The following is a 19,236-nucleotide window of genomic DNA, read 5'->3' on the forward strand; positions in this document are numbered from 1 at the left end:
TGGATAGAATGAAAATAAGTTTAGATGAAAATAAATATATTGTTGCTTATGCAACTGTAGGTGACGTGGAAAACAGTATTGAAGCTAATTTGAGTGTTGAAGATTTTAATAATTTACCATGTTTTTTATATAAATTTGAAAATGGAATTTTAACACTTGATGAAGAAAAGAAAAAACAATGGGAAGACTCACAAGTTGAGCCTGAACCAGAGCCAGAACCAAGCGGAAACGATTATGTAACATACGATGAACTGGCAAAAGCTATTAAAGAGGGGGCAAATAATTATGGAAAATAAAGAATATGTGCTAAATAAAATGAGAGAAGTAGGGCTTAATGCTGCTGCTTCTTTTCAAGAAAAAGCACCGGAGATGGATGGAACACAAATAATCGATAAAGAGGAAAATATTCCCGATTTTAACTCGGATTTACATCAGTATTTAAACTGGTTAAAAGGACAATGCGTAAGAGATAATGGACAGGTTTGGCAACTTATACAGCCATATGACAGCAATACATACAAAGAACACCCCGAAAATTTAAGGGCACAGTGGAGTTTATGTCACACTAAGGATCCTTTAAAAGCAAAACCTTATGTTGCACCTATGGGACAGTCTGGCATGTATATGATTGATGAATGTTGCACGGAAAACGGCAAGGTTTATCGTTCAAAGATAGACAATAACGTTTGGACACCAAGCGGTTATCCTGCTGGCTGGGAAGAGGTTATTTTGTAGAAAATAAACAACGATTTTAAGGGTATAATTACCCGTTTAAAAATAAAAAACCGCTTATAAAGGCTCTGATAAAGCTTTTTTTTAGTGGTTTTAATGAAAATTTGAAGGAGTGATTTTATGAGATGACAGAGGGACAAATAACAATAATTATTGCTCTTATAGGTTTGATTTTAACAGTTGTTATTAATATAACAAAGTTTGCAGGAGCGGTAAGCAAGATAGAATCTTCTCTGAATCATCTTAATGATGTATTAAAAGAATTGAAAGAGGAATTTAAAGAAAACAGAGAAGAGCTTGCAATGAAGAGAAAAAGACTTTGGGAATATAACGAAAAACAAGATAAGATTTTAGATAACCATGAAATACGATTAGTTCAATTGGAACATAAATGCGAGGAGGTAAATAATGTTAAGCATTAAAAATTATCAATCTAATTTAAAATATTATTACGGATTTTATACAGGAAGTGTAGACGGAAAAGTCGGAAGTAAAACGACTTCTGCAGTAAAGAGTTATCAAAAGTTTAAAGGGCTGACACAAGATGGAATTTATGGAAGTAAGACAGATAGTGCGTTAATTTCAGATATAAAGAATTTACAGACTTTACTTAATAAAAACGGTGCAAAACTTACAGTAGATGGAATAATTGGAAATGCGACCGTTTCGGCAATTAAGTCATTTCAAAAGAAGAAAGGTTTATCTCAGGACGGTATTGCAGGAAGTAATACTATTAAGGCTTTGAAGAATACATCTTCTTCAAGTTCTTCATCTTCAAAAGTGAATTGGGATAAGGTTAAGTATTTCAAAAAATCAGAGTTTAAATGTCAATGCGGGGGTAAGTATTGCAACGGTTATCCCGCTGAGATGAGTTCAAAGCTTATTGATATTTTAGAAGAATTAAGAGTTTACTTTGGCAAGCCTATAACAATTACATCGGGGCTACGTTGCTCTAAACATAATGCAGCAGTAGGTGGTGTATCAAATTCACAACATCAATATGGTAAAGCAGCGGATATTTATATTGCAGGAGTAGACAAAGCTAAAATTAAGGCAAAAGCTTATGAATACGGAGCTAAATATTGTTATTATGGCACTGCTGGAATGGGTGAAGCCGTTCATATAAATGTTTAACAACACGCAAAAAATGCACATTGAAAGGAGATATTAAAATGAAAAAAATAGATTGGAGTAACATTTCGGCAGGAACAATAGCAAGGACGCTTTTTTTATTTGTAAGTTTAGTAAACAGTGCTTTAGGTATGTTTGGTTTTACATCTTTGGATATTGATGAAAACACAATTTACACAGTTGTGACGGGAATAACGACAATAGTTTCGGCGGTTGTTGCTTTTTGGAAAAACAACTCTTTTACAAAAGAGGCAATTGAGGCTGATAAGTACAAAGAGAATTTACTTACTGAAGAAAAGATAGGAGAATAATAAAAGGGGCTTAAAGCCCCTTATTTTTTTTTCTATTTCTTGAATTTTCGATATATGGTTCTTTGTCGTCAATTACCCATGAGTTACCAATCTTTTTTGCTGTTTTAAATTTTCCATTTATACAATGCCTTCTTATAACAGAAGTATCTTTATTGTATAGTTTTGCATATTCTGTAACAGATACTAACATTTTATCTCCTTTTAAATAATCCTTTAATATTATTGTACTATTATTATACCTTGTTTTGTGTATAACATCAAATTTATTTATTAATTTTTGTTTTTTCTCCTGTTTTAATGTCAATCAAAGTAATTGATTCTAAATATATATCCTGCTTTAATATTTTTTTTAAAAATTCTTCTAAACTTTGTAATTTTATATCTTTAATATCCATTTTGCTTTTGTTACCTCTACCAACTTATTTTTTAAAAGGAAATATTAAGAGGCTTTTGTATTTGCATAATATTATTTTTTATTATTAAATAAAATTAATAATATATTTATTAAAGATAAACATAGAAGTATTAATATTATTGAAATATTTGACTTTAATAATATAGTAAATAATATTAAATTAAAGATGATTAAAAGTATAATTGTTTTTTTCATGGCTTTTTTTATTTAGATATGGTATTATTTTTATATGAGGGGCTAAGCCCCTCTGAACTTACTTCTTAAAAAGTGCTATGGTTGCAATCAAGAGTGCCAATGCTTGAATACCTAAGCTTGCTATTTCATAAGGAGTAGGTTCATTTTTTTTTGGTTTCTTCTCCATATCTTTTTCCTCCTTTCTATGATTTTATTATACACGGATACGTGCATAAAGTCAAGTAAATATTGAAATCTTTTAAAAAAAAATAATAGTCTTTACAATAAAAATATTATAAAGACTATATTATAAGCACTCATTTTTTTATTATTATTATATTTGAAAATAACACACTTTATAACACACTTTTAATAAATAACACACTATATCGTACATATGTACGAAAACCTTACAACCTTTACAACCCTTTAAAATAACGGTTTTGAAAGGTATTACACATTGTATCATTTATTATTTATTGTCTCATCCGCACCAGTTGAAAATTAAACCGATTGTTTTACAATCGGTTTTTTTGTTTTATATTAAATATTATATATATTTTAATTTTACAAAAAAGGAGCATAAGCTCCTTTTTATTTTTTTATTAAAAGCTTTTCTCCCGGATGAATTAATTCAAGGTGATTTAATTTAATTAAGGCTTCTTCTGTTGTATTATATTTTTCTGCAATTTCTTTTAACGTGTCACCATCTTTTACGGTATAAGTTATATATTCTTTGTTTTTTTCTTCTTTATTTATTAAAATTTCTTCTTTGAATCTATCCATGTCAACATGTCCGCTTATTCCTTTTACACTGCCTCTGCTGGAATATTGAAAGCCTGACCATTTTGACCAATGCCCTGTTGTATATGGGCTTTTTACACCGTAATCGGCAATCCATAAAGGGTATTTGTTAAGATCTTTTTCCCATACGGTTTCTACGTCATAAGCATTTGAGTAAAAGGCGGGTTTGTATCCTAAAAGTTTTTCCAAAGTTTCCATATATACTTTAGCAATGTCATTACATTCTTTTTTGCTTAGTCCGTCAAGTTGTTCAAAATCCATGGCAGGTCTTAGTTGTTGGTCTTTATTTTTTATAAGAGAATAAAAGAAATGAGCCTGTTCTCTAGCCTGTCTTGTATTTCTTGCGGTTACGTAATGATAAAATCCAATTTTTAAATCTTCTTTTTTAGCTTCTTTATAGTTTCTTTCAAATTTAGTGTCTGTATAATTGCTTCCTTGTCCTGCCCTTATATAAACAGCTTCTATGCCGTCTTTTTTTACTTCTTTAAAATTAATATCTCCTTGCCAAACGCTTACGTCAATACCCTTAAATTCACTATTTGCACTAATTATACCCGCAGAGCAGATACAAATTAAAAAACAAATACATAGTATTATTACTGCTTTTTTATTTTTTTTCATAAGATTCCTCCTCAACGTATAATATGAGCTTATAAAAAATGTGCTACATAAAAGAGAATATATAAAATATTTCGTTTTTGAAATTTCCCCATATTATTTATTTCATAAAGTTATAATGAACTTATATGGACATGTTTTTAAAAGGAAATTTAAGAAATTAAAATGAATGTATTTTTAGTATAAAAATTTATAAACAGAGGTTTTATTATGAGAAAATTAATTAAATTCTTATTGCTTTTATCTATTATAGGGCTTTCTTACATAACAATAAAAGATCCTACAATGATTTCAAGAATGCAGGATAAAATAGCGGGTTCAATAAAAAATGAAGTGGAATCTAATAAAAGTAAAATAACCGTTTATTATAAAACGGCAGATTCATATGTTGTGCCTCTTACAAGAATAGTTTCGAGTGAAGAAGCAAAATTTGATAACGTAATAAACCTTATGACTGACAATGAAGAAAATGGAAAAGTTGCGAGTAAAAATGGACTTTTTCCAACTGTAATTGCCGGAAGTATTAAAAGTGTAAAATTAGAAGATAATACAGCAAAGGTAGAGTTAAGTGAAAAGGCTCAATTTGCCGATGAGCAAGATGAAAAAGCATTTATTATTTCCATTGTGTATGCCCTTACGGAATTTGAAAATGTTGATAGTGTAAGTTTCGAAATGGGAGATAAAGAAACTCTTACATATGGCAGTGAAATGAATAAATTATATTACCGTGAAAATATAAATGAAATTGAGAAAAGTAAAAATTCAAAATCAAAACATACCATGTATATTGCTAAAAAATGTGAAAACGTATATAATTATATACCGTATAGTGTGTATACAGATAAATCAGATTTAAGCTTAAAAGATATACTTATAAGCCATTTTACTATGTGTAACATGAAGAAATATTCTTCAATGGTATTTGCGATAACTGCAAATATAGAAAATGTAATAGTAAAAGGAGAGAGTGTATATATACATTTAAGCAAAGAATTTTCTTTAATGGACAAGGCAATGCTGAATTTATATAAAAACAGCGTTGCGCTTACTGTAAAAGAAAATTCTGATGATATAAAAAAAGTTCGATTTGTGATAGACCAAAATGATGATAAAGATGGTATAATTGAAACTGAACTTGTAAACGACTATTCAAACGAAGAAAGACAATAAAGGAGTGAGTTGATGGAAAGAATTGATAAAAGAAATTATGATGAAAAAAGACCGGTAAAAATCACAAGAAATTATACAATGTATCCTGATGGATGCGTTTTAATAGAGGTTGGGAACACAAAAATTATATGTTCTGCTTTTATAGAAAATAAAGTTCCTCCGTTTTTAAGAGGAGAGGGAACAGGATGGATAACATGTGAATATTCAATGTTACCTTCTTCAACACAAACAAGAAAGAAAAGAGATATAAACAGACTTAAATTAGATGGAAGAAGTGCAGAAATACAAAGACTTATAGGAAGAAGTTTAAGAAGTGTTGTTGATTTATCAATTCTTGGAGAAAAGACAATAATGATAGACTGCGATGTTATCCAAGCTGACGGAGGTACAAGAGTTGCAAGTATTACCGGAGCATTTGTTGCTTTATATGATGCTTTAAATAAAATGGTTGAAAAGGGAGATATTGAAAGACTTCCTCTTACATCTTTTGTTGCAGCAATAAGCGTTGGTATTGTAGATAATGAACCTCTTCTTGATTTATGCTATGTAGAAGATTCAAGTGCAATTGCGGATATGAATGTTGTAATGAACGAATATGGTGAATTCATTGAGCTAGGTGTTACAGGAGAAGAAAGACCTGTAAAAGAAGAAGAACTTACAAAACTTATTTCTCTTGCAAAAAAAGGAATAAAAGAATTAATTGATATTCAAAGAGAAGTTTTAGGGCTTAGTAAATAGAGGTTAAAATGAAAGAAGTAATAATAGCATCTGCAAATAAACATAAATTAGAAGAAATAAAAAGTATATTAACAGATTATAAAGTAATAAGCATGGAAGAAGCAGGCTTTGTTGATGATATTGTTGAAGATGGAAAAAGCTTTGAAGAAAATGCACTTATAAAAGCTAAAGCTATCAATAAAAAAACTGGTAAGCTTGTTTTAGGTGATGATTCGGGACTTATGGTAGATTATTTAAACGGAGAGCCCGGAATATACTCTGCAAGATATGCAGGAGAAGAAAAAGATGATGATAAGAATAATAAAAAATTATTAAAAGCTTTGGAAGGTGTAAAAAAAGAAGACAGAAAAGCTAAATTCGTATGTTGTGTAGGAATATGTTATGAAGACGGAAGTGTCGAAACAGTAAGAGGTGAAGTTGAAGGTGAGATAGGTTTTAAGGAAGTAGGAGATGGAGGATTTGGATATGACCCTTTGTTTTATATAGAAAGTCTTGATAAAACTTATGCTGAACTTACATTTGACGAAAAAAATTCAGTTAGCCATAGAAGAAAAGCTTTTACAAAAGTTAAGGAAATACTTGATAAAAAACTTAAATGAGTCGAGGTGTAATATGGACAAAATACTCATAGTAAGCGACACACACGGAGATATAGAAACACTTGAGAAAGTTTTAAGAAAGGAAAAGAAATTTAATTATCTTTTTCACTTGGGCGATCATCATAACGATATAGATGATGTTGATTTTGATTTAACAAATGTAGAAATAAAAAAAGTCAGAGGTAACTGCGACTTTATGAAAGAAACAGAAGAAATCTTTTTTGAACTTAACGGTAAAAAGATTTTCATGACTCATGGGCATTTATATGGAGTAAAAAATTCATATAGTTCAATATTTTATAAAGCTTGTGAAATAGGTGCTGACATTGTTTTATTTGGACATACTCATGAAAAGTTAAATATAAATATGAGTGGTGTGCATTTATTTAATCCCGGAACATTAAGTATGAGGGGTTTTGGAAAGAGAAGTTACGGAATAATGGAAATAGACGAAAAGGGAAATTACAAAATAACACATAAATATATATAGGAGTTTTAATGAAGAAAGATAATATAATAAAAAAGATATTTTTATGTATATATCCCGTTATTTTTTGGTTGATTTCTCAAGTAGGAGTAAGTATTGCTTTTCAGTTTTACTATGCATTAACAAGCATGAAAAAGGGAATATATGACTTAGAGGATTTAACATCATACATAAGTGAAAATACTGTTTTTATTCTATTAATATCTTCTTTGATTAATATTATATTTTTTGGATTTATTTTATTAAAAAATAAGAAACTACATTTTCATTTATATGAAAATCAAAAAAATATTAAATATATCGTAAGTATTATTTTCCTTGGAATATCATTTTTTATGTTTTCCATGGGGATAATTGATATTTTTGATCTTACAAAATATTCATCCAGTTATACGGAAACAATAGCTTTGCTTTCCTCAGGAGGGATATTAATTAATATTATTTCTGTTGGTATCATTACTCCCATAAGCGAAGAATTTATGTTAAGGGGAATAGTATATAATAATTTAAAAAGATATGTTAATTTTAAAACTGCAATAATTTTACAGGCGTTGATTTTTGGCATCATGCATATGAATATAATTCAAAGTACATATGCGGTTATTGCGGGAATAATAATTGGATATATTTATGAAAAATCACAAAGTCTTGTTATGTCATGTGTTTTTCATATAAGTTTTAATATTTGCAATCATCTTTTTTCACTTCCGATTTTATCGGATATTATGAGTTATAGTTTACTTATGACCATTATAGGTGTTTTAATTTTTTATATATCATTTAAATATTTTTTAAAGGCAAATAAAAAGATAACTTAGGTTATCTTTTTTTTATGAAAACAATTTGTGAAAACAAAATGAAAAATAAAATTTTCTTATTGACAATTAAAAAAATATTCATATAATAGTTAGGTAGCTAACATGATAGTTAGGTAACTAACATAATAAGAGGGTAAATTATGAAAGCAAAAAAAGAAGTTGGAATGATAATAAAAAGATTATCAAATGAAATTAGTAAAGAAATGAATAAAAAAATGGCAGCTTATGGCATCACAGGTGTTCAAGGAAGAATAATTTGTCATGTTACAGAATCAGAAGGAGATATATTCCAAAAAGATATTGAAGCATGTTTGTTTTATAGACGTTCTACCGTTACAGGAATATTGAATACCATGGAAGAAAACGGGCTTATTGAAAGAGTAAGTGTAGATTATGATGCAAGGCTTAAAAAAATTGTTGTTACAAAGAAAGGTTTGTGCATAAAATCACAAATAGGAAAAGATATTAAAAATATGGAAAGAACATTAAAAAATGGGCTTTCTAAAGAGGAAATTGATGCTTTTTTTGCGATAACAGAAAAAATGTTAAATAATTTCAAATAGTTACTATTTTCTTATTATGAAATTAATTTTGTTGGGAGGTATATGTATGTTAAAAACATTAATGGGTTCCATTAGAGAATTTAAAAAAGATTCTTTTCTTGCACCTTTTTATGTAATTATTGAAGTATTAATGGAAGTATTAATACCTTTTTATATGGCTGATATTATTGATATCGGTATTGCAAACGGAAATCTTAATTACATAATAAAATTAGGGTTGTTTTTATTCTTTTTAGCAATTACTTCTCTAATAACAGGTACTTTGGCAGGGAAATATGCCGCAAAAGCTTCTGCGGGATTTGCCAGAAATTTAAGAAAAGATATGTTTTATAAAATTCAAGATTTTTCATTTGCAAATATAGATAAATTTTCTACTGCAAGTTTGGTTACAAGGCTTACAACTGATGTTACAAATGTTCAAATGGCTTATCAAATGATAGTAAGACTTCTTATAAGAGCACCAATCATGTTGATATTTGCATTGTTTTTCACTATAAAAATAAATTTACAAATTTCTTTTATATTTTTTATAGCAATTCCGGTGCTTGCATTATTGCTTTTCTTAATAGCTATTAAAGCTCATCCACATTTTGAAAGAGTATTTAATACATATGACAGATTAAACAGTGTTGTTCAAGAAAACGTAACGGGTATAAGAGTTGTTAAGGCATATGTAAGAGAAGATCATGAAATTGAAAAATTTGATGGTATTTCTAAACTTATTTATAAATTCTTTACAAAAGCCGAAAAAATAGTTTCTCTTAATGCTCCGGTAATGCAATTTACAATATATACATGTATTCTTCTTATTTCATATTTTTCTGCAAGGTTTATTGTTGTGGGAACAATGACAACAGGAGAGTTAACAAGTCTTGTTGTATACGCAAGCCAGATATTATCAAGTTTAATGGTTTTATCAATGGTATTTGTTATGGTTTTAATGGCACAAACTTCAGCAGAAAGAATTGTGGAAATATTAGTTGAAGAAAGTACTTTAAAAAATAAAGAAAATCCTGTTATGGATGTTAAAGACGGTTCTATTGACTTTATAAATGTAGATTTTACATATGGAAAAGATGAAGGAAACGGAAACAATCTTCCTCTAAAAGATATAAATTTACATATTGATTCAGGTGAGACTGTCGGAGTTATAGGTAGTACAGGTAGTTCAAAATCTTCTCTTGTTCAGCTTATTCCAAGACTTTACGATGTTACTAAAGGTCAGGTTAAAGTCGGAGGTATAGATGTAAGGGATTATGATTTGGAAACTTTAAGAAACCAAGTTGCAATGGTTCTTCAAAAAAATACACTATTCTCTGGAACAATAAAAGAAAACTTAAGATGGGGAGATCCTGATGCAACAGATGCAGAAATTATTCAAGCATCAATGCTTGCGCAAGCAGACAGTTTTGTCAGTGAATTCCCAGATAAATACAATACAAAAATAGAGCAAGGCGGTACAAATGTTTCAGGTGGACAAAAACAACGTTTATGTATTGCAAGAGCACTTCTTAAAAAACCTAAGATACTTATCTTAGATGACTCTACAAGTGCCGTAGATACAAAAACAGATGCTCTAATCAGACAAGCTTTTAGAGAAAAAATACCGGGAACTACAAAAATTATTATTGCCCAAAGAATTTCTTCAGTTGAAGATGCCGACAAGATAATTGTTCTTGATAATGGTAGAATTGACCAAATTGGTACTCATGAAGAACTTCTAAAGACAAATGCAATATATCAAGATGTATATAATTCTCAAATGAAGGGAGGCCAAGAATAATGGATAAAAGAACAAATAAAAAGCCTCATTATTTGAAAACAGCTGCTAGACTTTTAAAATATGCACTAAAAAGTTATAAAATACAATTTATATTCGTATTTGTTTCTATTATTATAAGTTCTATTGCAAGTATGGCAAGTTCTGTATTTTTGATGTACTTGATAGATGATTGTATTACACCTTTAATAAACAGTGTTGCTCCTGATTTTACAATTATTGTAAGAGCTATTTTAACATTTGCTTGTATATATTATGTTGGTGTAGCTTGTACATTCATTTATATGAGATTAATGGTAAATATCGGTCAAGGTGTTCTTAAAAAAGTAAGAGATGATATGTTTGAACATATGCAGACTTTATCAATAAGATACTTTGATACTCATCCTCACGGAGAACTTATGAGTCTTTACACAAATGATACCGATACTTTAAGACAGATGATTTGTCAAAGTTTACCTCAAGTATTTTCTGCAATAGTAACAGTTGTTGCGGTATTCTGTGCAATGATTTATATTAGCATTCCTTTATCTCTTCTTGCAATTTGCATGATTGCAATTATGACACTTGCAACCAAAATAATTGGTGGAAAAAGTGGTGAATACTTCGCAAAACAACAAAGAAACATAGGTATCCTAGATGGTTATGTGGAAGAAATGATGAGTGGACAAAAAGTAGTCAAAGTATTCTGTCACGAAGAACAAAGTAAGGTGGACTTTGATAAAATAAATGATCAGCTTTATGAAAGTTCTGCAAAGGCAAATAAATATGCTAACATTATTATTCCCGTAATAGCGAATATTGGATATATACAATACGTTTTAACAGCTATTTTAGGTGGTGCACTTGCCATTTCAGGCGTTGGAGGACTTACTCTTGGTGGTATTGCTTCATTCCTTCAACTTACAAGAAACTTTAACTTCCCATTCAGTCAAATTTCAGGTCAGTTAAACCCTATAATCATGGCTCTTGCAGGAGCTGAGAGAATATTTGATATGATGGATGAAGAAGGTGAACAAGATGACGGATATGTTACTTTAGTTAATGCAAATATTGATGAAGATGGTAATATTACCGAAAGTGAAAAGAGAACAGGAAAATGGGCTTGGAAACATCCTCATGGAGACGGAAGCGTAACTTATACTCAGTTAAATGGTGATGTTAGATTTATTGACATGACGTTTGGGTATAATCCTGAAAAAATAGTTCTACATAAATTAAATATTTATGCAAAACCTGGTCAAAAAATAGCTTTTGTAGGTTCAACGGGGGCCGGTAAAACAACAATAACGAACTTAATAAACAGATTCTATGACGTTACTGAAGGCAAAATCAGATATGATGGAATTAACGTAAACAAAATAAAGAAAGAAGATTTAAGAAGATCTCTTGGAATAGTTTTACAAGATACGAACTTGTTTACGGGAACAATAAAAGAAAATATCAGATACGGTAAACTGGATGCAACAGATGAAGAAGTATATGCTGCTGCAAAACTAGTAAATGCCGACCACTTTATTAAGATGTTACCTGAAGGATATGATACAGTTATTTCAGGTACAGGTGAAGAATTATCTCAAGGACAAAGACAGCTACTTAGTATAGCAAGAGCGGCTCTTAATAACCCTCCTGTACTTATTCTTGATGAAGCAACATCAAGTATTGATACCAGAACAGAAAAAATCGTTCAAGATGGTATGGATAAATTAATGGAAGGAAGAACCGTATTTGTTATTGCTCATAGACTTTCTACAATAAGAAACTCAGATGCAATTATAGTTTTGGAACATGGTACAATAATCGAAAGAGGTAACCATGAAGAACTTATCAAAAAACACGGTACATATTACAGACTATATACCGGTGCTTTGGAATTATCATAGTAAAAAAAAAGAGGCTTATGCCTCTTTTTTTTATAGGTAGTAATTCTCTTTATATTGTATTTTTATTAATTTTTTATTTTATAAGAAAATAAAGAATATAAAAAAATTACTGGTAAATAATATTAATTGATAAATTTAAGGAGGATAAACATGAAACTTAAAATAAATAAAGATAGTTGTATTTCATGTGGACTATGTGTTTCTCTTTGTGAAGATATATTTGAAATAGAATCAGACGGTAAATCAGGGGTAATAAGAAATCCTGAGAGTGATTCTGAAATAACACTTGCAAGGGAAGCAATAGAAAGCTGTCCTGTAAATGCAATAAGTGAGTATTAAAAAAACAAGCTAAATGCTTGTTTTTATATTACTTTATATAATTCATCTTGTAATGGTGGAGATAATATTTCTTTTACTCCGTTTTTTAAAGTATAAATTTCTTTTTCCTTTGTTAAATATCCTATTGTAGATGAAGGAATGTTTTGTTTATCTAACTCTTTTTTTAATTTTTCATCATCATCAGTAATGAATAGCATTACTCCGCTGGATATAAGCTTATATGGGTTTATGTTAAAATGTTTTGCAATTTTTTTTGTTTCATCCAAAATTAATATTTTGTCAATATCTATAATGGCTCCAAGCCCTGAATTTTCTGCCATTTCCCAAACTCCCCCTAAAATACCACCTTCAGTTGCATCATGAAGAAGACTCACATTAAGATTTTTTGCTATTAGTCCTTCTTTTATTACGGATGTATCTTTTATTAGCTTTGATGTTTTTGATATTTCTTCTTTTGTCAAGAACTTTTCTACCTCTTCTTTTAAATCAAGGCTTATAATAGCACTTCCTTCAAGCCCTGCATATTTACTCATTACTATTTTATCATTAGCCTTTGGGATAGGATGAGAAATATTTTCTTTTCTTCCGATACATACACCGCTTAAGATAAATTTATTTACACTTGAAGTAACTTCTGTATGTCCTCCGATTAAATCAACATTATTTTCTTCGCAGGTTAGAAGTATTTCATCTATTATTTCTTCTACATCTTCTATATTGGCATAGGTTGGAATAAGCATTGTTACCATCATTGCAACAGGTGTTGCCATTGATGTTGCAATATCGTTGCATGAAATATTTACGCATAGTCGTCCTATTCCGTTTTTACTTCCTGTTATAGGGTCTGTGGATATTGAAAATAAATCTTCTTCAAAATTTAAAAGAGCTGTGTCTTTTCCTATTCCTGCACCTATTAAAACTTCTTTGTTTTTTATATTAATTTTATCAAATAAGATTTTTTGTAATGTATGATTGGTTAATTTTCCTTCTTCCATGATATTCCTTCATAAAAATATTTATTTATATTTTAGCACAAAAATGTCAATACTCATAGTAATTACTTATATTGGGAGAGGATTCATGATTAATATTATTTGTACCCTTGATTGTAAATTTCAAGAAAAAGGAGTGTGTACATTAAATACGGTACCTTTTTATATTTCATCACTAAACGAAAAATGTATGTATTATCTTCCTAAAGATGAAAAAAATGATGAAGATATAAAAGATAATGAAAAACTCACTTAAAACAAGTGAGTTTTTTTATTTTTCTATTTTAAATTAAGTTGAAAAATTAGACATATTTTGATATTATAACTGTGAATGTGTAATAAAAAGGAATAATAAGATTTTTCGTTTAAAGTCTTATATATAAACTATTTGGAGGTAAATAAAAGAAGTTATGGAAAAAGTTGATCCAAAAGTTTTGGTTAATCAAAAGAAAAATGCTATTAAATATTGTGGTGCAACAAATCCTGAATGTATCGATGATTATATAGCATTTGATGGTTACAAAGCAAAAGAAAAAGTTTTAAAAGGCGAAGTTGATGTAATTAAACTTGCAAGTGACGCTTTACTTGTTGATAGAAGAAAACAAGACGAACTTTGCTGTGATAATTGGAAAGGTGCTGAGGTTGTTGTTTGTGAAACACTAGATGCTTTAGCTGCTGCAGACAATAAAGTTTTAATCGAAGCTCCTCACGTAATTGTTGAATCAATGCTTATTGTTATGGAAGTAAGCGGTGCAAAAGAAGGTTATATTGTAGCAAAAGATGACCTTGCATTTAGAAGAGTATCAAAAGCTGTTAACGATGCAAAAGCTTACGGTTTATTAGATAAAGAAATAAGTGTTGTAAAAGAAAGCAAAGAAGGCTTAAATGTAAATGCAGAAATTTTAGCTAACTTACTTGTAATTGTTCAAGACAGCTATAAAACACTTCCTGAAAAAGGATTTAAAGGTGTTGCAATCGGTGGTAAAGTAAAAAATCCTGGAATTTACAATGTTGAAAACGGCGTTACATATGAACAACTTATTGAACTTGCAGGTGGTGCAACAGGAAATGTTAAATCTATCAAAGTAGGAGCTCCTTATGGTGAATATTTACCAGCTTGTGAAGTTTCTAAACCTGTAAACTTTATGGCTTTAATGATGAATGGAATAATAAGAGGTACTGCTCTTGTTGTTGTTATCGATCAAACAACTGATATGGCAAAAGAAATATCAGATTACTTACAATTCTTATTAATTCAATCTTGCGGTAAATGTTTCCCTTGTAAGGTTGGGGTAAAAAGAATGGATGAAATGGTTAAGAAAATCGTTTCTGATATTTCAGAAAAAGATGATTACAGCAAAGTAAAAGCAATTGCAAAAAATATGAGTATTGGAACTCTTTGCCCTATAGGACAAAAGGGTGCCGCTCCTATTTTAAGTGCACTTGAAAATTTCAGTTCTGATTTTATAAAAGAGTAGTCAAGGAGTAAATGAAAAGATGGTAAATTTAAAGATAAATAATGTTGATGTTTGCGTTGAAGATAAAACAACGGTTCTTGAAGCTGCAAGACAAATCGGAATTAATATTCCTACATTATGTTTTTTAGAACATAACAAAATTGGTGCTTGTAGAATGTGTGTAGTTGAAATTAAAGGTTCTGATGTTTTAAGAAGTGCTTGTAACTTCCCTGTAAAAGAAGGAATGGAAGTATTTACAAACTCTCCTAAAGTAAGAGAATCAAGAAAAAATACAATGGAACTTACACTTTCTGACCATAACAGAGATTGTACAACTTGTATAAGAAGCGGAAACTGTGAACTTCAAACTCTTGCAAATGATTTAGGAGTAAGCACTGTTCCTTTCAGCGGAGATTTTTCATCAGATGCATATGATGATAAATCTGTTTCAATCGTAAGAGATGAATCTAAATGTATTTTCTGTAAAAGATGTATAAACACATGTAGTAAAATTCAAGGTATCGGTGCTTTAATCGGTAAAGATAACGGATTTGATTCAAAAGCAAGACCTGTTAAAGGTGATTATTTAGCTGATACAAACTGTATCAACTGTGGACAATGTGTTATTAACTGTCCTGTAGGTGCCTTAACTGAAAAAGTAAATGTAGATGAAGTATGGGAAGCATTATGTGATGAAAACAAACATGTTGTTGTTCAACCTGCTCCTGCAATAAGAGCTGCTCTTGGAGAAGAATTCGGATATGAAATCGGCACAGATGTAACAGGTAAAATGGTTGCTGCTCTAAGAAGACTTGGCTTTGATAAAGTTTTTGATACAGACTTTGGTGCTGATATGACAATTATGGAAGAAGCTCATGAACTTGTAGACAGAGTTACAAACGGAGGAACTCTTCCAATGCTTACAAGCTGTTGTCCTTCATGGGTTAAATTCTGTGAACAAGAATTCCCAGAACTTATTCCAAACCTTTCTTCTTGTAAATCACCTCAAGCTATGGCAGGTGCTTTAATAAAAACACACTATGCTGAAACTAATAATATTAATCCTGATGATATTTATGTTGTAAGTGTTATGCCTTGTGTTGCTAAGAAATTTGAAGTTGGAAGAGAACAATTAATGGAAGGCGATAACTATGACAGCGATGTATGTATCACAACAAGAGAACTTGCAAGAATGATTAAAGAAGCAGGTATTGACTTTAAAAATCTTGAAGATGAAGAATTTGATCCAATTTATGGTGAAAGTTCAGGTGCCGGCGTAATATTCGGTGCAACAGGCGGGGTTATGGAAGCTGCTGCAAGAACTGCAGTTGAAGCTATCACCGGTGAAGTATCTGAAAAAATTGATTATGAAGAAGTAAGAGGTCTTGAAGGACTTAAAGAAGCTGTAATCAAAGCTGGTGATAAAAAAATAAAAGTTGCTGTTGTTCACGGTGGAGCAAACATAAGAAAACTTATGGATAAAGTTAAAAAAGGTGAAACTGATTATGACTTTATCGAATGTATGGCATGTCCTGGTGGATGTGTAAACGGTGGTGGACAACCAATCGTAAACAGCCAACTTATTAATGCAGGTTTATCTCTTGCAAAAGAAAGAGCAAAAGTATTATATAACCAAGATAAGAACGTTAGACCAACAAGAAAATCTCATGATAATCCAGCGGTTAAAAAAGTTTATGAAGAATATTTAGGTGAGCCAAATTCTCATAAAGCTCATGAAATTTTACATACAACATATGTTGACAGAAGTAAAGATATATTAAAATAAAAAAGACCCTTAAGGGTCTTTTTTTATTATTTCTCTTTCTCTTCAAAAAGAGATAAAATTGTATCCATTACCTCATTGTTATCATAAGAAATTACATATATAAAATAATTTCCGTTTTCGTAGAATGTTCTGTTTAAGACAAGATTGTATTCTGTTCTATCTTGTTCTTTCCATATTTTTTCATAATTTATCATGTATTTATCTAATGCTTCTTTTACTTTTTCTTTATTTTCTTCTTTTACGTTTGCAATGATGAATAAAGAACTTTTAGAAGAGAGTGCAGATTGTTTTATTATAATTTCATTGAAATCTTCTTTATTTAACTTATATATGTTTTTTATTTCTTCATCGCTTGGCACTGTCATATTATAAAATATAGGAAGATTTTTCCCGTTTTTTTCATAGGTTAAATCTTCAAGTTTTATTGCCGTTTTATTGAGATTTAAAGTTGTTACATAGTCTTTTTTATCCCCGCACCCTGTAAAAATAATTAAGCAGATAAATAATAAAATTATAAAACATTTTTTTTTCATTTATTTCCTCTTTTTAAAATTTTGTCTGCGATATTTGTTATTATCATATCCACATCCAAATGTTTTATATAATTATATGCAAGCATATTGTTAATAGTATAACAATTTATTTTTATGTTATTTTCTTTTGCTTCCTTTACTATTTTTTTATCTATATCTAAAAAATGAGGATGTATTGCATCAAATTTGTTATCTACTGCATATTTAACGATATTATCAAAAAATCCTTGATATAATGCTCCGACTTTTATTTCTTTGTCTATATCTTTTACTATTTTTAACGCTCTATGGTCAAAGGAGGAAATTATGATTTTGTCTTTTATTTCATAATCGTTTATTAAATTTAAAACCTTTTCTTCTATACCACTATAAATTTCACTTGATGCTTTTAATTCTATATTTAAAATAATATTTTTGTTTTTTATAAGTTCCAATACTTCAAACAGCTGAGGAATAGATTCAATATCATTTACTTTTATTTCTTTTAGTTCTTCATAAGTTAAATCTTTTATATAAGAGTTGTTATTACACATTCTTTTTAAATCGAAATCGTGAAATACAACTATCTTTTCATCTTTTGTAAGATGAACATCAAGTTCAATTCCATCAATATCATATTTTAATGCTTCTTTAAAAGAACTAATTGTATTTTCCGGTTTTATATTAAGCATTCCTCTATGTGCACATATTTTTGACATTTTATTCACCTTCTTTTGTCTAATATATAATACTTTAAAAATAAATACAATATGTTAAGTTATCATAAATTAAAATTATCGGAATATAAATATAATAAGTTAGGAGGAAAAATATGTTAAATATTAATAATGAAGAATTTGTTAATTTGAAAAACGATAATGCAAAAATGCATTTTGATATAAAAGAAAATGAAGATTTTCTTTCTATTACTTTGAAAATAACTTCTCTTCCAATAAGTGAATATGCTGTTGTTTTTATCATGGGAAATAGAGAATATACTGCGGCTATATTTAAAACAGAAAAAGAAAAGAATTTACAAAAAATAATAAATATAGAAAAAAATAAAGTAGAGAGTTTTAATAAGATTGAAATAGTTGATATATATTCAGGTGAAATCTTATTTGATTATGAAAATGAAAAAGAACTTGATATACCTTTTTTTGATGAAAAAAGAAAAGAATCGGAAAAGAATATTTTAAAAGAAGATATAAATATTATAAAAGAAGAAAATGAATTAATGGATTTGAATCTAAATAATCAAATAAAACCTGAAAATGAAAAGGAAGAGGAAGATGAAAAGGAAGATAAAAATTCTATTTTAGAAAAAGAAGAACAGCTGGATATTTTGGAAGATTTATTTGATATTTTTTCAAATAAAAATGAAAAAGAAAATAATAAAAATATAAATGATGAAAAAGAAATAAATCAAGAATTTGAATTTCAAGATAAAGATGAAGAAGAAGATAAAAATAAAATAAAAAAAATAATTAATGCAAATAATATATTAATAGATGATGTTTTAAAAAATTTTTCATTAGAAAATTTTACTGATTTAGATAGTAATTATAAGTTCTACATAATGGATGAATTTGAAGAAAAATTAAATAATATTAATATTATTTATAATGGTTTTGTTATGCCAATACTTTATCCTTATATGGGATTTAAAAATAAAAATTTAGAAAATGCAATTCTTCCAAGCTGGATTTTTGGAAAGTTTTTTAAAGATGAAGAAGTTAAATATTATATTTACGGTGTACTTGGTTCAAAAAAAGATAATACACAGCCTTTTATGGGCTCAACGGGATTTATTTATTATGAACCGACGGTTTATGACGGCTTTGGATACTGGCTTATGTACATAAGTGTAAGTACGGGAAAAATTTGTCTGCTTTGATAGAAAATAATACTTTTTAAGCAATTTATT

General features: G+C 29.0%; 24 protein-coding genes. 18 read left to right on the forward strand and 6 right to left on the reverse strand.

Annotation, left to right across the window (positions count from 1 at the left end; all coding sequences use genetic code 11):
- Positions 1-8 precede the first annotated feature (8 nt).
- From V2W16_RS05360 to V2W16_RS05380, 5 genes are all read left to right on the forward strand, one after another.
- A complete protein-coding gene (locus V2W16_RS05360) occupies positions 9-296 on the forward strand; it encodes a DUF2977 domain-containing protein (protein WP_329382723.1) in 288 nt (95 codons plus the stop codon).
- On the forward strand, positions 286-735 hold the full coding sequence (locus V2W16_RS05365) for a hypothetical protein (RefSeq protein WP_329382726.1): 450 nt from the start codon (positions 286-288) through the stop codon (positions 733-735). The genes V2W16_RS05360 and V2W16_RS05365 overlap by 11 nt, the downstream gene beginning before the upstream one ends.
- Before the next feature lie 122 nt (positions 736-857).
- Positions 858-1,154, forward strand: a complete 297-nt coding sequence (locus tag V2W16_RS05370; protein WP_329382729.1) for a hypothetical protein — start codon at positions 858-860, stop codon at positions 1,152-1,154.
- Complete coding sequence (locus V2W16_RS05375) at positions 1,141-1,866, forward strand: peptidoglycan-binding protein (protein ID WP_329382732.1); 726 nt, start codon at positions 1,141-1,143, stop codon at positions 1,864-1,866. Before V2W16_RS05370 ends, V2W16_RS05375 begins: the two co-directional genes overlap by 14 nt.
- A gap of 38 nt (positions 1,867-1,904) precedes the next feature.
- The gene (locus tag V2W16_RS05380; RefSeq protein ID WP_329382736.1) at positions 1,905-2,174 is read left to right on the forward strand and encodes a phage holin; all 270 of its coding nucleotides are present in this window, start codon (positions 1,905-1,907) and stop codon (positions 2,172-2,174) included.
- 10 nt (positions 2,175-2,184) lie between these two features.
- Here the strand turns inward: V2W16_RS05380 and V2W16_RS05385 are convergent, their stop codons facing one another.
- From V2W16_RS05385 to V2W16_RS05395, 3 genes are all read right to left on the reverse strand, one after another.
- Positions 2,185-2,364, reverse strand: coding sequence for a hypothetical protein (locus V2W16_RS05385; RefSeq protein ID WP_329381498.1), 180 nt, complete (start codon positions 2,362-2,364; stop codon positions 2,185-2,187).
- Between the two features lie 73 nt (positions 2,365-2,437).
- Positions 2,438-2,569 (reverse strand): hypothetical protein, encoded by a 132-nt coding sequence (locus V2W16_RS05390; protein WP_329381495.1) that lies wholly within the window; start codon positions 2,567-2,569, stop codon positions 2,438-2,440.
- Positions 2,570-3,357: 788 nt separating this feature from the next.
- Complete coding sequence (locus V2W16_RS05395; RefSeq protein WP_329382739.1) at positions 3,358-4,188, reverse strand: GH25 family lysozyme; 831 nt, start codon at positions 4,186-4,188, stop codon at positions 3,358-3,360.
- A gap of 207 nt (positions 4,189-4,395) precedes the next feature.
- Here V2W16_RS05395 and V2W16_RS05400 point away from each other — a divergent pair, with 207 nt between their 5' ends.
- The 9 genes from V2W16_RS05400 (at position 4,396) to V2W16_RS05440 (ending at position 12,562) form a co-directional block, all read left to right on the forward strand.
- Entirely contained in the window at positions 4,396-5,355 is a 960-nt protein-coding gene (locus V2W16_RS05400) for a GerMN domain-containing protein (protein WP_329382741.1), read from the forward strand.
- 12 nt (positions 5,356-5,367) lie between these two features.
- Positions 5,368-6,093: a ribonuclease PH gene (gene rph / locus V2W16_RS05405; protein ID WP_329382744.1), complete on the forward strand. Its 726-nt coding sequence runs from the start codon at positions 5,368-5,370 to the stop codon at positions 6,091-6,093.
- A gap of 8 nt (positions 6,094-6,101) precedes the next feature.
- Positions 6,102-6,692, forward strand: coding sequence for an XTP/dITP diphosphatase (locus V2W16_RS05410; RefSeq protein ID WP_329382748.1), 591 nt, complete (start codon positions 6,102-6,104; stop codon positions 6,690-6,692).
- A 13-nt stretch (positions 6,693-6,705) separates the two neighbouring features.
- The gene (locus V2W16_RS05415) at positions 6,706-7,182 is read left to right on the forward strand and encodes a metallophosphoesterase (RefSeq protein ID WP_329382750.1); all 477 of its coding nucleotides are present in this window, start codon (positions 6,706-6,708) and stop codon (positions 7,180-7,182) included.
- A gap of 8 nt (positions 7,183-7,190) precedes the next feature.
- Positions 7,191-7,997 carry a CPBP family intramembrane glutamic endopeptidase gene (locus tag V2W16_RS05420; protein ID WP_329382754.1) on the forward strand — a complete coding sequence of 269 codons (807 nt, stop codon included), beginning with the start codon at positions 7,191-7,193 and terminating at the stop codon, positions 7,995-7,997.
- A gap of 140 nt (positions 7,998-8,137) precedes the next feature.
- The gene (locus V2W16_RS05425; protein ID WP_329382757.1) at positions 8,138-8,560 is read left to right on the forward strand and encodes a MarR family winged helix-turn-helix transcriptional regulator; all 423 of its coding nucleotides are present in this window, start codon (positions 8,138-8,140) and stop codon (positions 8,558-8,560) included.
- Between the two features lie 46 nt (positions 8,561-8,606).
- Positions 8,607-10,343 (forward strand): ABC transporter ATP-binding protein, encoded by a 1,737-nt coding sequence (locus V2W16_RS05430; protein ID WP_329382761.1) that lies wholly within the window; start codon positions 8,607-8,609, stop codon positions 10,341-10,343.
- Positions 10,343-12,223, forward strand: a complete 1,881-nt coding sequence (locus V2W16_RS05435; RefSeq protein WP_329382764.1) for an ABC transporter ATP-binding protein — start codon at positions 10,343-10,345, stop codon at positions 12,221-12,223. Before V2W16_RS05430 ends, V2W16_RS05435 begins: the two co-directional genes overlap by 1 nt.
- A 150-nt stretch (positions 12,224-12,373) precedes the next feature.
- Positions 12,374-12,562 carry a ferredoxin gene (locus tag V2W16_RS05440; RefSeq protein ID WP_329382767.1) on the forward strand — a complete coding sequence of 63 codons (189 nt, stop codon included), beginning with the start codon at positions 12,374-12,376 and terminating at the stop codon, positions 12,560-12,562.
- A gap of 23 nt (positions 12,563-12,585) precedes the next feature.
- Here the strand turns inward: V2W16_RS05440 and V2W16_RS05445 are convergent, their stop codons facing one another.
- Entirely contained in the window at positions 12,586-13,557 is a 972-nt protein-coding gene (locus V2W16_RS05445) for an AIR synthase family protein (RefSeq protein ID WP_329382770.1), read from the reverse strand.
- A gap of 85 nt (positions 13,558-13,642) precedes the next feature.
- On the opposite strand from V2W16_RS05445, the gene V2W16_RS05450 reads away from it, so the two are divergent.
- The 3 genes from V2W16_RS05450 (at position 13,643) to V2W16_RS05460 (ending at position 16,797) form a co-directional block, all read left to right on the forward strand.
- On the forward strand, positions 13,643-13,810 hold the full coding sequence (locus V2W16_RS05450) for a hydroxymyristoyl-ACP dehydratase (RefSeq protein ID WP_138269288.1): 168 nt from the start codon (positions 13,643-13,645) through the stop codon (positions 13,808-13,810).
- Between the two features lie 154 nt (positions 13,811-13,964).
- On the forward strand, positions 13,965-15,032 hold the full coding sequence (locus tag V2W16_RS05455; protein WP_329382775.1) for an NADH-ubiquinone oxidoreductase-F iron-sulfur binding region domain-containing protein: 1,068 nt from the start codon (positions 13,965-13,967) through the stop codon (positions 15,030-15,032).
- A gap of 19 nt (positions 15,033-15,051) precedes the next feature.
- On the forward strand, positions 15,052-16,797 hold the full coding sequence (locus tag V2W16_RS05460; RefSeq protein WP_329382778.1) for an NADH-dependent [FeFe] hydrogenase, group A6: 1,746 nt from the start codon (positions 15,052-15,054) through the stop codon (positions 16,795-16,797).
- A 26-nt stretch (positions 16,798-16,823) separates the two neighbouring features.
- Here the strand turns inward: V2W16_RS05460 and V2W16_RS05465 are convergent, their stop codons facing one another.
- The gene (locus V2W16_RS05465; protein WP_329382781.1) at positions 16,824-17,330 is read right to left on the reverse strand and encodes a DUF4358 domain-containing protein; all 507 of its coding nucleotides are present in this window, start codon (positions 17,328-17,330) and stop codon (positions 16,824-16,826) included.
- On the reverse strand, positions 17,327-18,028 hold the full coding sequence (locus V2W16_RS05470; RefSeq protein ID WP_329382784.1) for a glycerophosphodiester phosphodiesterase family protein: 702 nt from the start codon (positions 18,026-18,028) through the stop codon (positions 17,327-17,329). Before V2W16_RS05470 ends, V2W16_RS05465 begins: the two co-directional genes overlap by 4 nt.
- Before the next feature lie 113 nt (positions 18,029-18,141).
- Here V2W16_RS05470 and V2W16_RS05475 point away from each other — a divergent pair, with 113 nt between their 5' ends.
- Positions 18,142-19,206 carry a hypothetical protein gene (locus tag V2W16_RS05475; RefSeq protein ID WP_329382787.1) on the forward strand — a complete coding sequence of 355 codons (1,065 nt, stop codon included), beginning with the start codon at positions 18,142-18,144 and terminating at the stop codon, positions 19,204-19,206.
- The last annotated feature ends 30 nt before the right edge of the window (positions 19,207-19,236 follow it).

This window comes from Anaerofustis butyriciformans (assembly GCF_036289385.1).
Lineage (GTDB): Bacteria > Bacillota > Clostridia > Eubacteriales > Anaerofustaceae > Anaerofustis > Anaerofustis butyriciformans.

What these genes read in the sequence shown, in the direction of transcription:
- V2W16_RS05360 (WP_329382723.1), top strand. Translation starts at nt 9, where the DNA reads ATGAAAATAAGTTTAGATGAAAATAAATATATTGTTGCTTATGCAACT.
- V2W16_RS05365 (WP_329382726.1), top strand. Translation starts at nt 286, where the DNA reads ATGGAAAATAAAGAATATGTGCTAAATAAAATGAGAGAAGTAGGGCTT.
- V2W16_RS05370 (WP_329382729.1), top strand. Translation starts at nt 858, where the DNA reads ATGACAGAGGGACAAATAACAATAATTATTGCTCTTATAGGTTTGATT.
- V2W16_RS05375 (WP_329382732.1), top strand. Translation starts at nt 1,141, where the DNA reads ATGTTAAGCATTAAAAATTATCAATCTAATTTAAAATATTATTACGGA.
- V2W16_RS05380 (WP_329382736.1), top strand. Translation starts at nt 1,905, where the DNA reads ATGAAAAAAATAGATTGGAGTAACATTTCGGCAGGAACAATAGCAAGG.
- V2W16_RS05385 (WP_329381498.1), bottom strand. Translation starts at nt 2,364, where the DNA reads ATGTTAGTATCTGTTACAGAATATGCAAAACTATACAATAAAGATACT.
- V2W16_RS05390 (WP_329381495.1), bottom strand. Translation starts at nt 2,569, where the DNA reads ATGGATATTAAAGATATAAAATTACAAAGTTTAGAAGAATTTTTAAAA.
- V2W16_RS05395 (WP_329382739.1), bottom strand. Translation starts at nt 4,188, where the DNA reads ATGAAAAAAAATAAAAAAGCAGTAATAATACTATGTATTTGTTTTTTA.
- V2W16_RS05400 (WP_329382741.1), top strand. Translation starts at nt 4,396, where the DNA reads ATGAGAAAATTAATTAAATTCTTATTGCTTTTATCTATTATAGGGCTT.
- rph (WP_329382744.1), top strand. Translation starts at nt 5,368, where the DNA reads ATGGAAAGAATTGATAAAAGAAATTATGATGAAAAAAGACCGGTAAAA.
- V2W16_RS05410 (WP_329382748.1), top strand. Translation starts at nt 6,102, where the DNA reads ATGAAAGAAGTAATAATAGCATCTGCAAATAAACATAAATTAGAAGAA.
- V2W16_RS05415 (WP_329382750.1), top strand. Translation starts at nt 6,706, where the DNA reads ATGGACAAAATACTCATAGTAAGCGACACACACGGAGATATAGAAACA.
- V2W16_RS05420 (WP_329382754.1), top strand. Translation starts at nt 7,191, where the DNA reads ATGAAGAAAGATAATATAATAAAAAAGATATTTTTATGTATATATCCC.
- V2W16_RS05425 (WP_329382757.1), top strand. Translation starts at nt 8,138, where the DNA reads ATGAAAGCAAAAAAAGAAGTTGGAATGATAATAAAAAGATTATCAAAT.
- V2W16_RS05430 (WP_329382761.1), top strand. Translation starts at nt 8,607, where the DNA reads ATGTTAAAAACATTAATGGGTTCCATTAGAGAATTTAAAAAAGATTCT.
- V2W16_RS05435 (WP_329382764.1), top strand. Translation starts at nt 10,343, where the DNA reads ATGGATAAAAGAACAAATAAAAAGCCTCATTATTTGAAAACAGCTGCT.
- V2W16_RS05440 (WP_329382767.1), top strand. Translation starts at nt 12,374, where the DNA reads ATGAAACTTAAAATAAATAAAGATAGTTGTATTTCATGTGGACTATGT.
- V2W16_RS05445 (WP_329382770.1), bottom strand. Translation starts at nt 13,557, where the DNA reads ATGGAAGAAGGAAAATTAACCAATCATACATTACAAAAAATCTTATTT.
- V2W16_RS05450 (WP_138269288.1), top strand. Translation starts at nt 13,643, where the DNA reads ATGATTAATATTATTTGTACCCTTGATTGTAAATTTCAAGAAAAAGGA.
- V2W16_RS05455 (WP_329382775.1), top strand. Translation starts at nt 13,965, where the DNA reads ATGGAAAAAGTTGATCCAAAAGTTTTGGTTAATCAAAAGAAAAATGCT.
- V2W16_RS05460 (WP_329382778.1), top strand. Translation starts at nt 15,052, where the DNA reads ATGGTAAATTTAAAGATAAATAATGTTGATGTTTGCGTTGAAGATAAA.
- V2W16_RS05465 (WP_329382781.1), bottom strand. Translation starts at nt 17,330, where the DNA reads ATGAAAAAAAAATGTTTTATAATTTTATTATTTATCTGCTTAATTATT.
- V2W16_RS05470 (WP_329382784.1), bottom strand. Translation starts at nt 18,028, where the DNA reads ATGTCAAAAATATGTGCACATAGAGGAATGCTTAATATAAAACCGGAA.
- V2W16_RS05475 (WP_329382787.1), top strand. Translation starts at nt 18,142, where the DNA reads ATGTTAAATATTAATAATGAAGAATTTGTTAATTTGAAAAACGATAAT.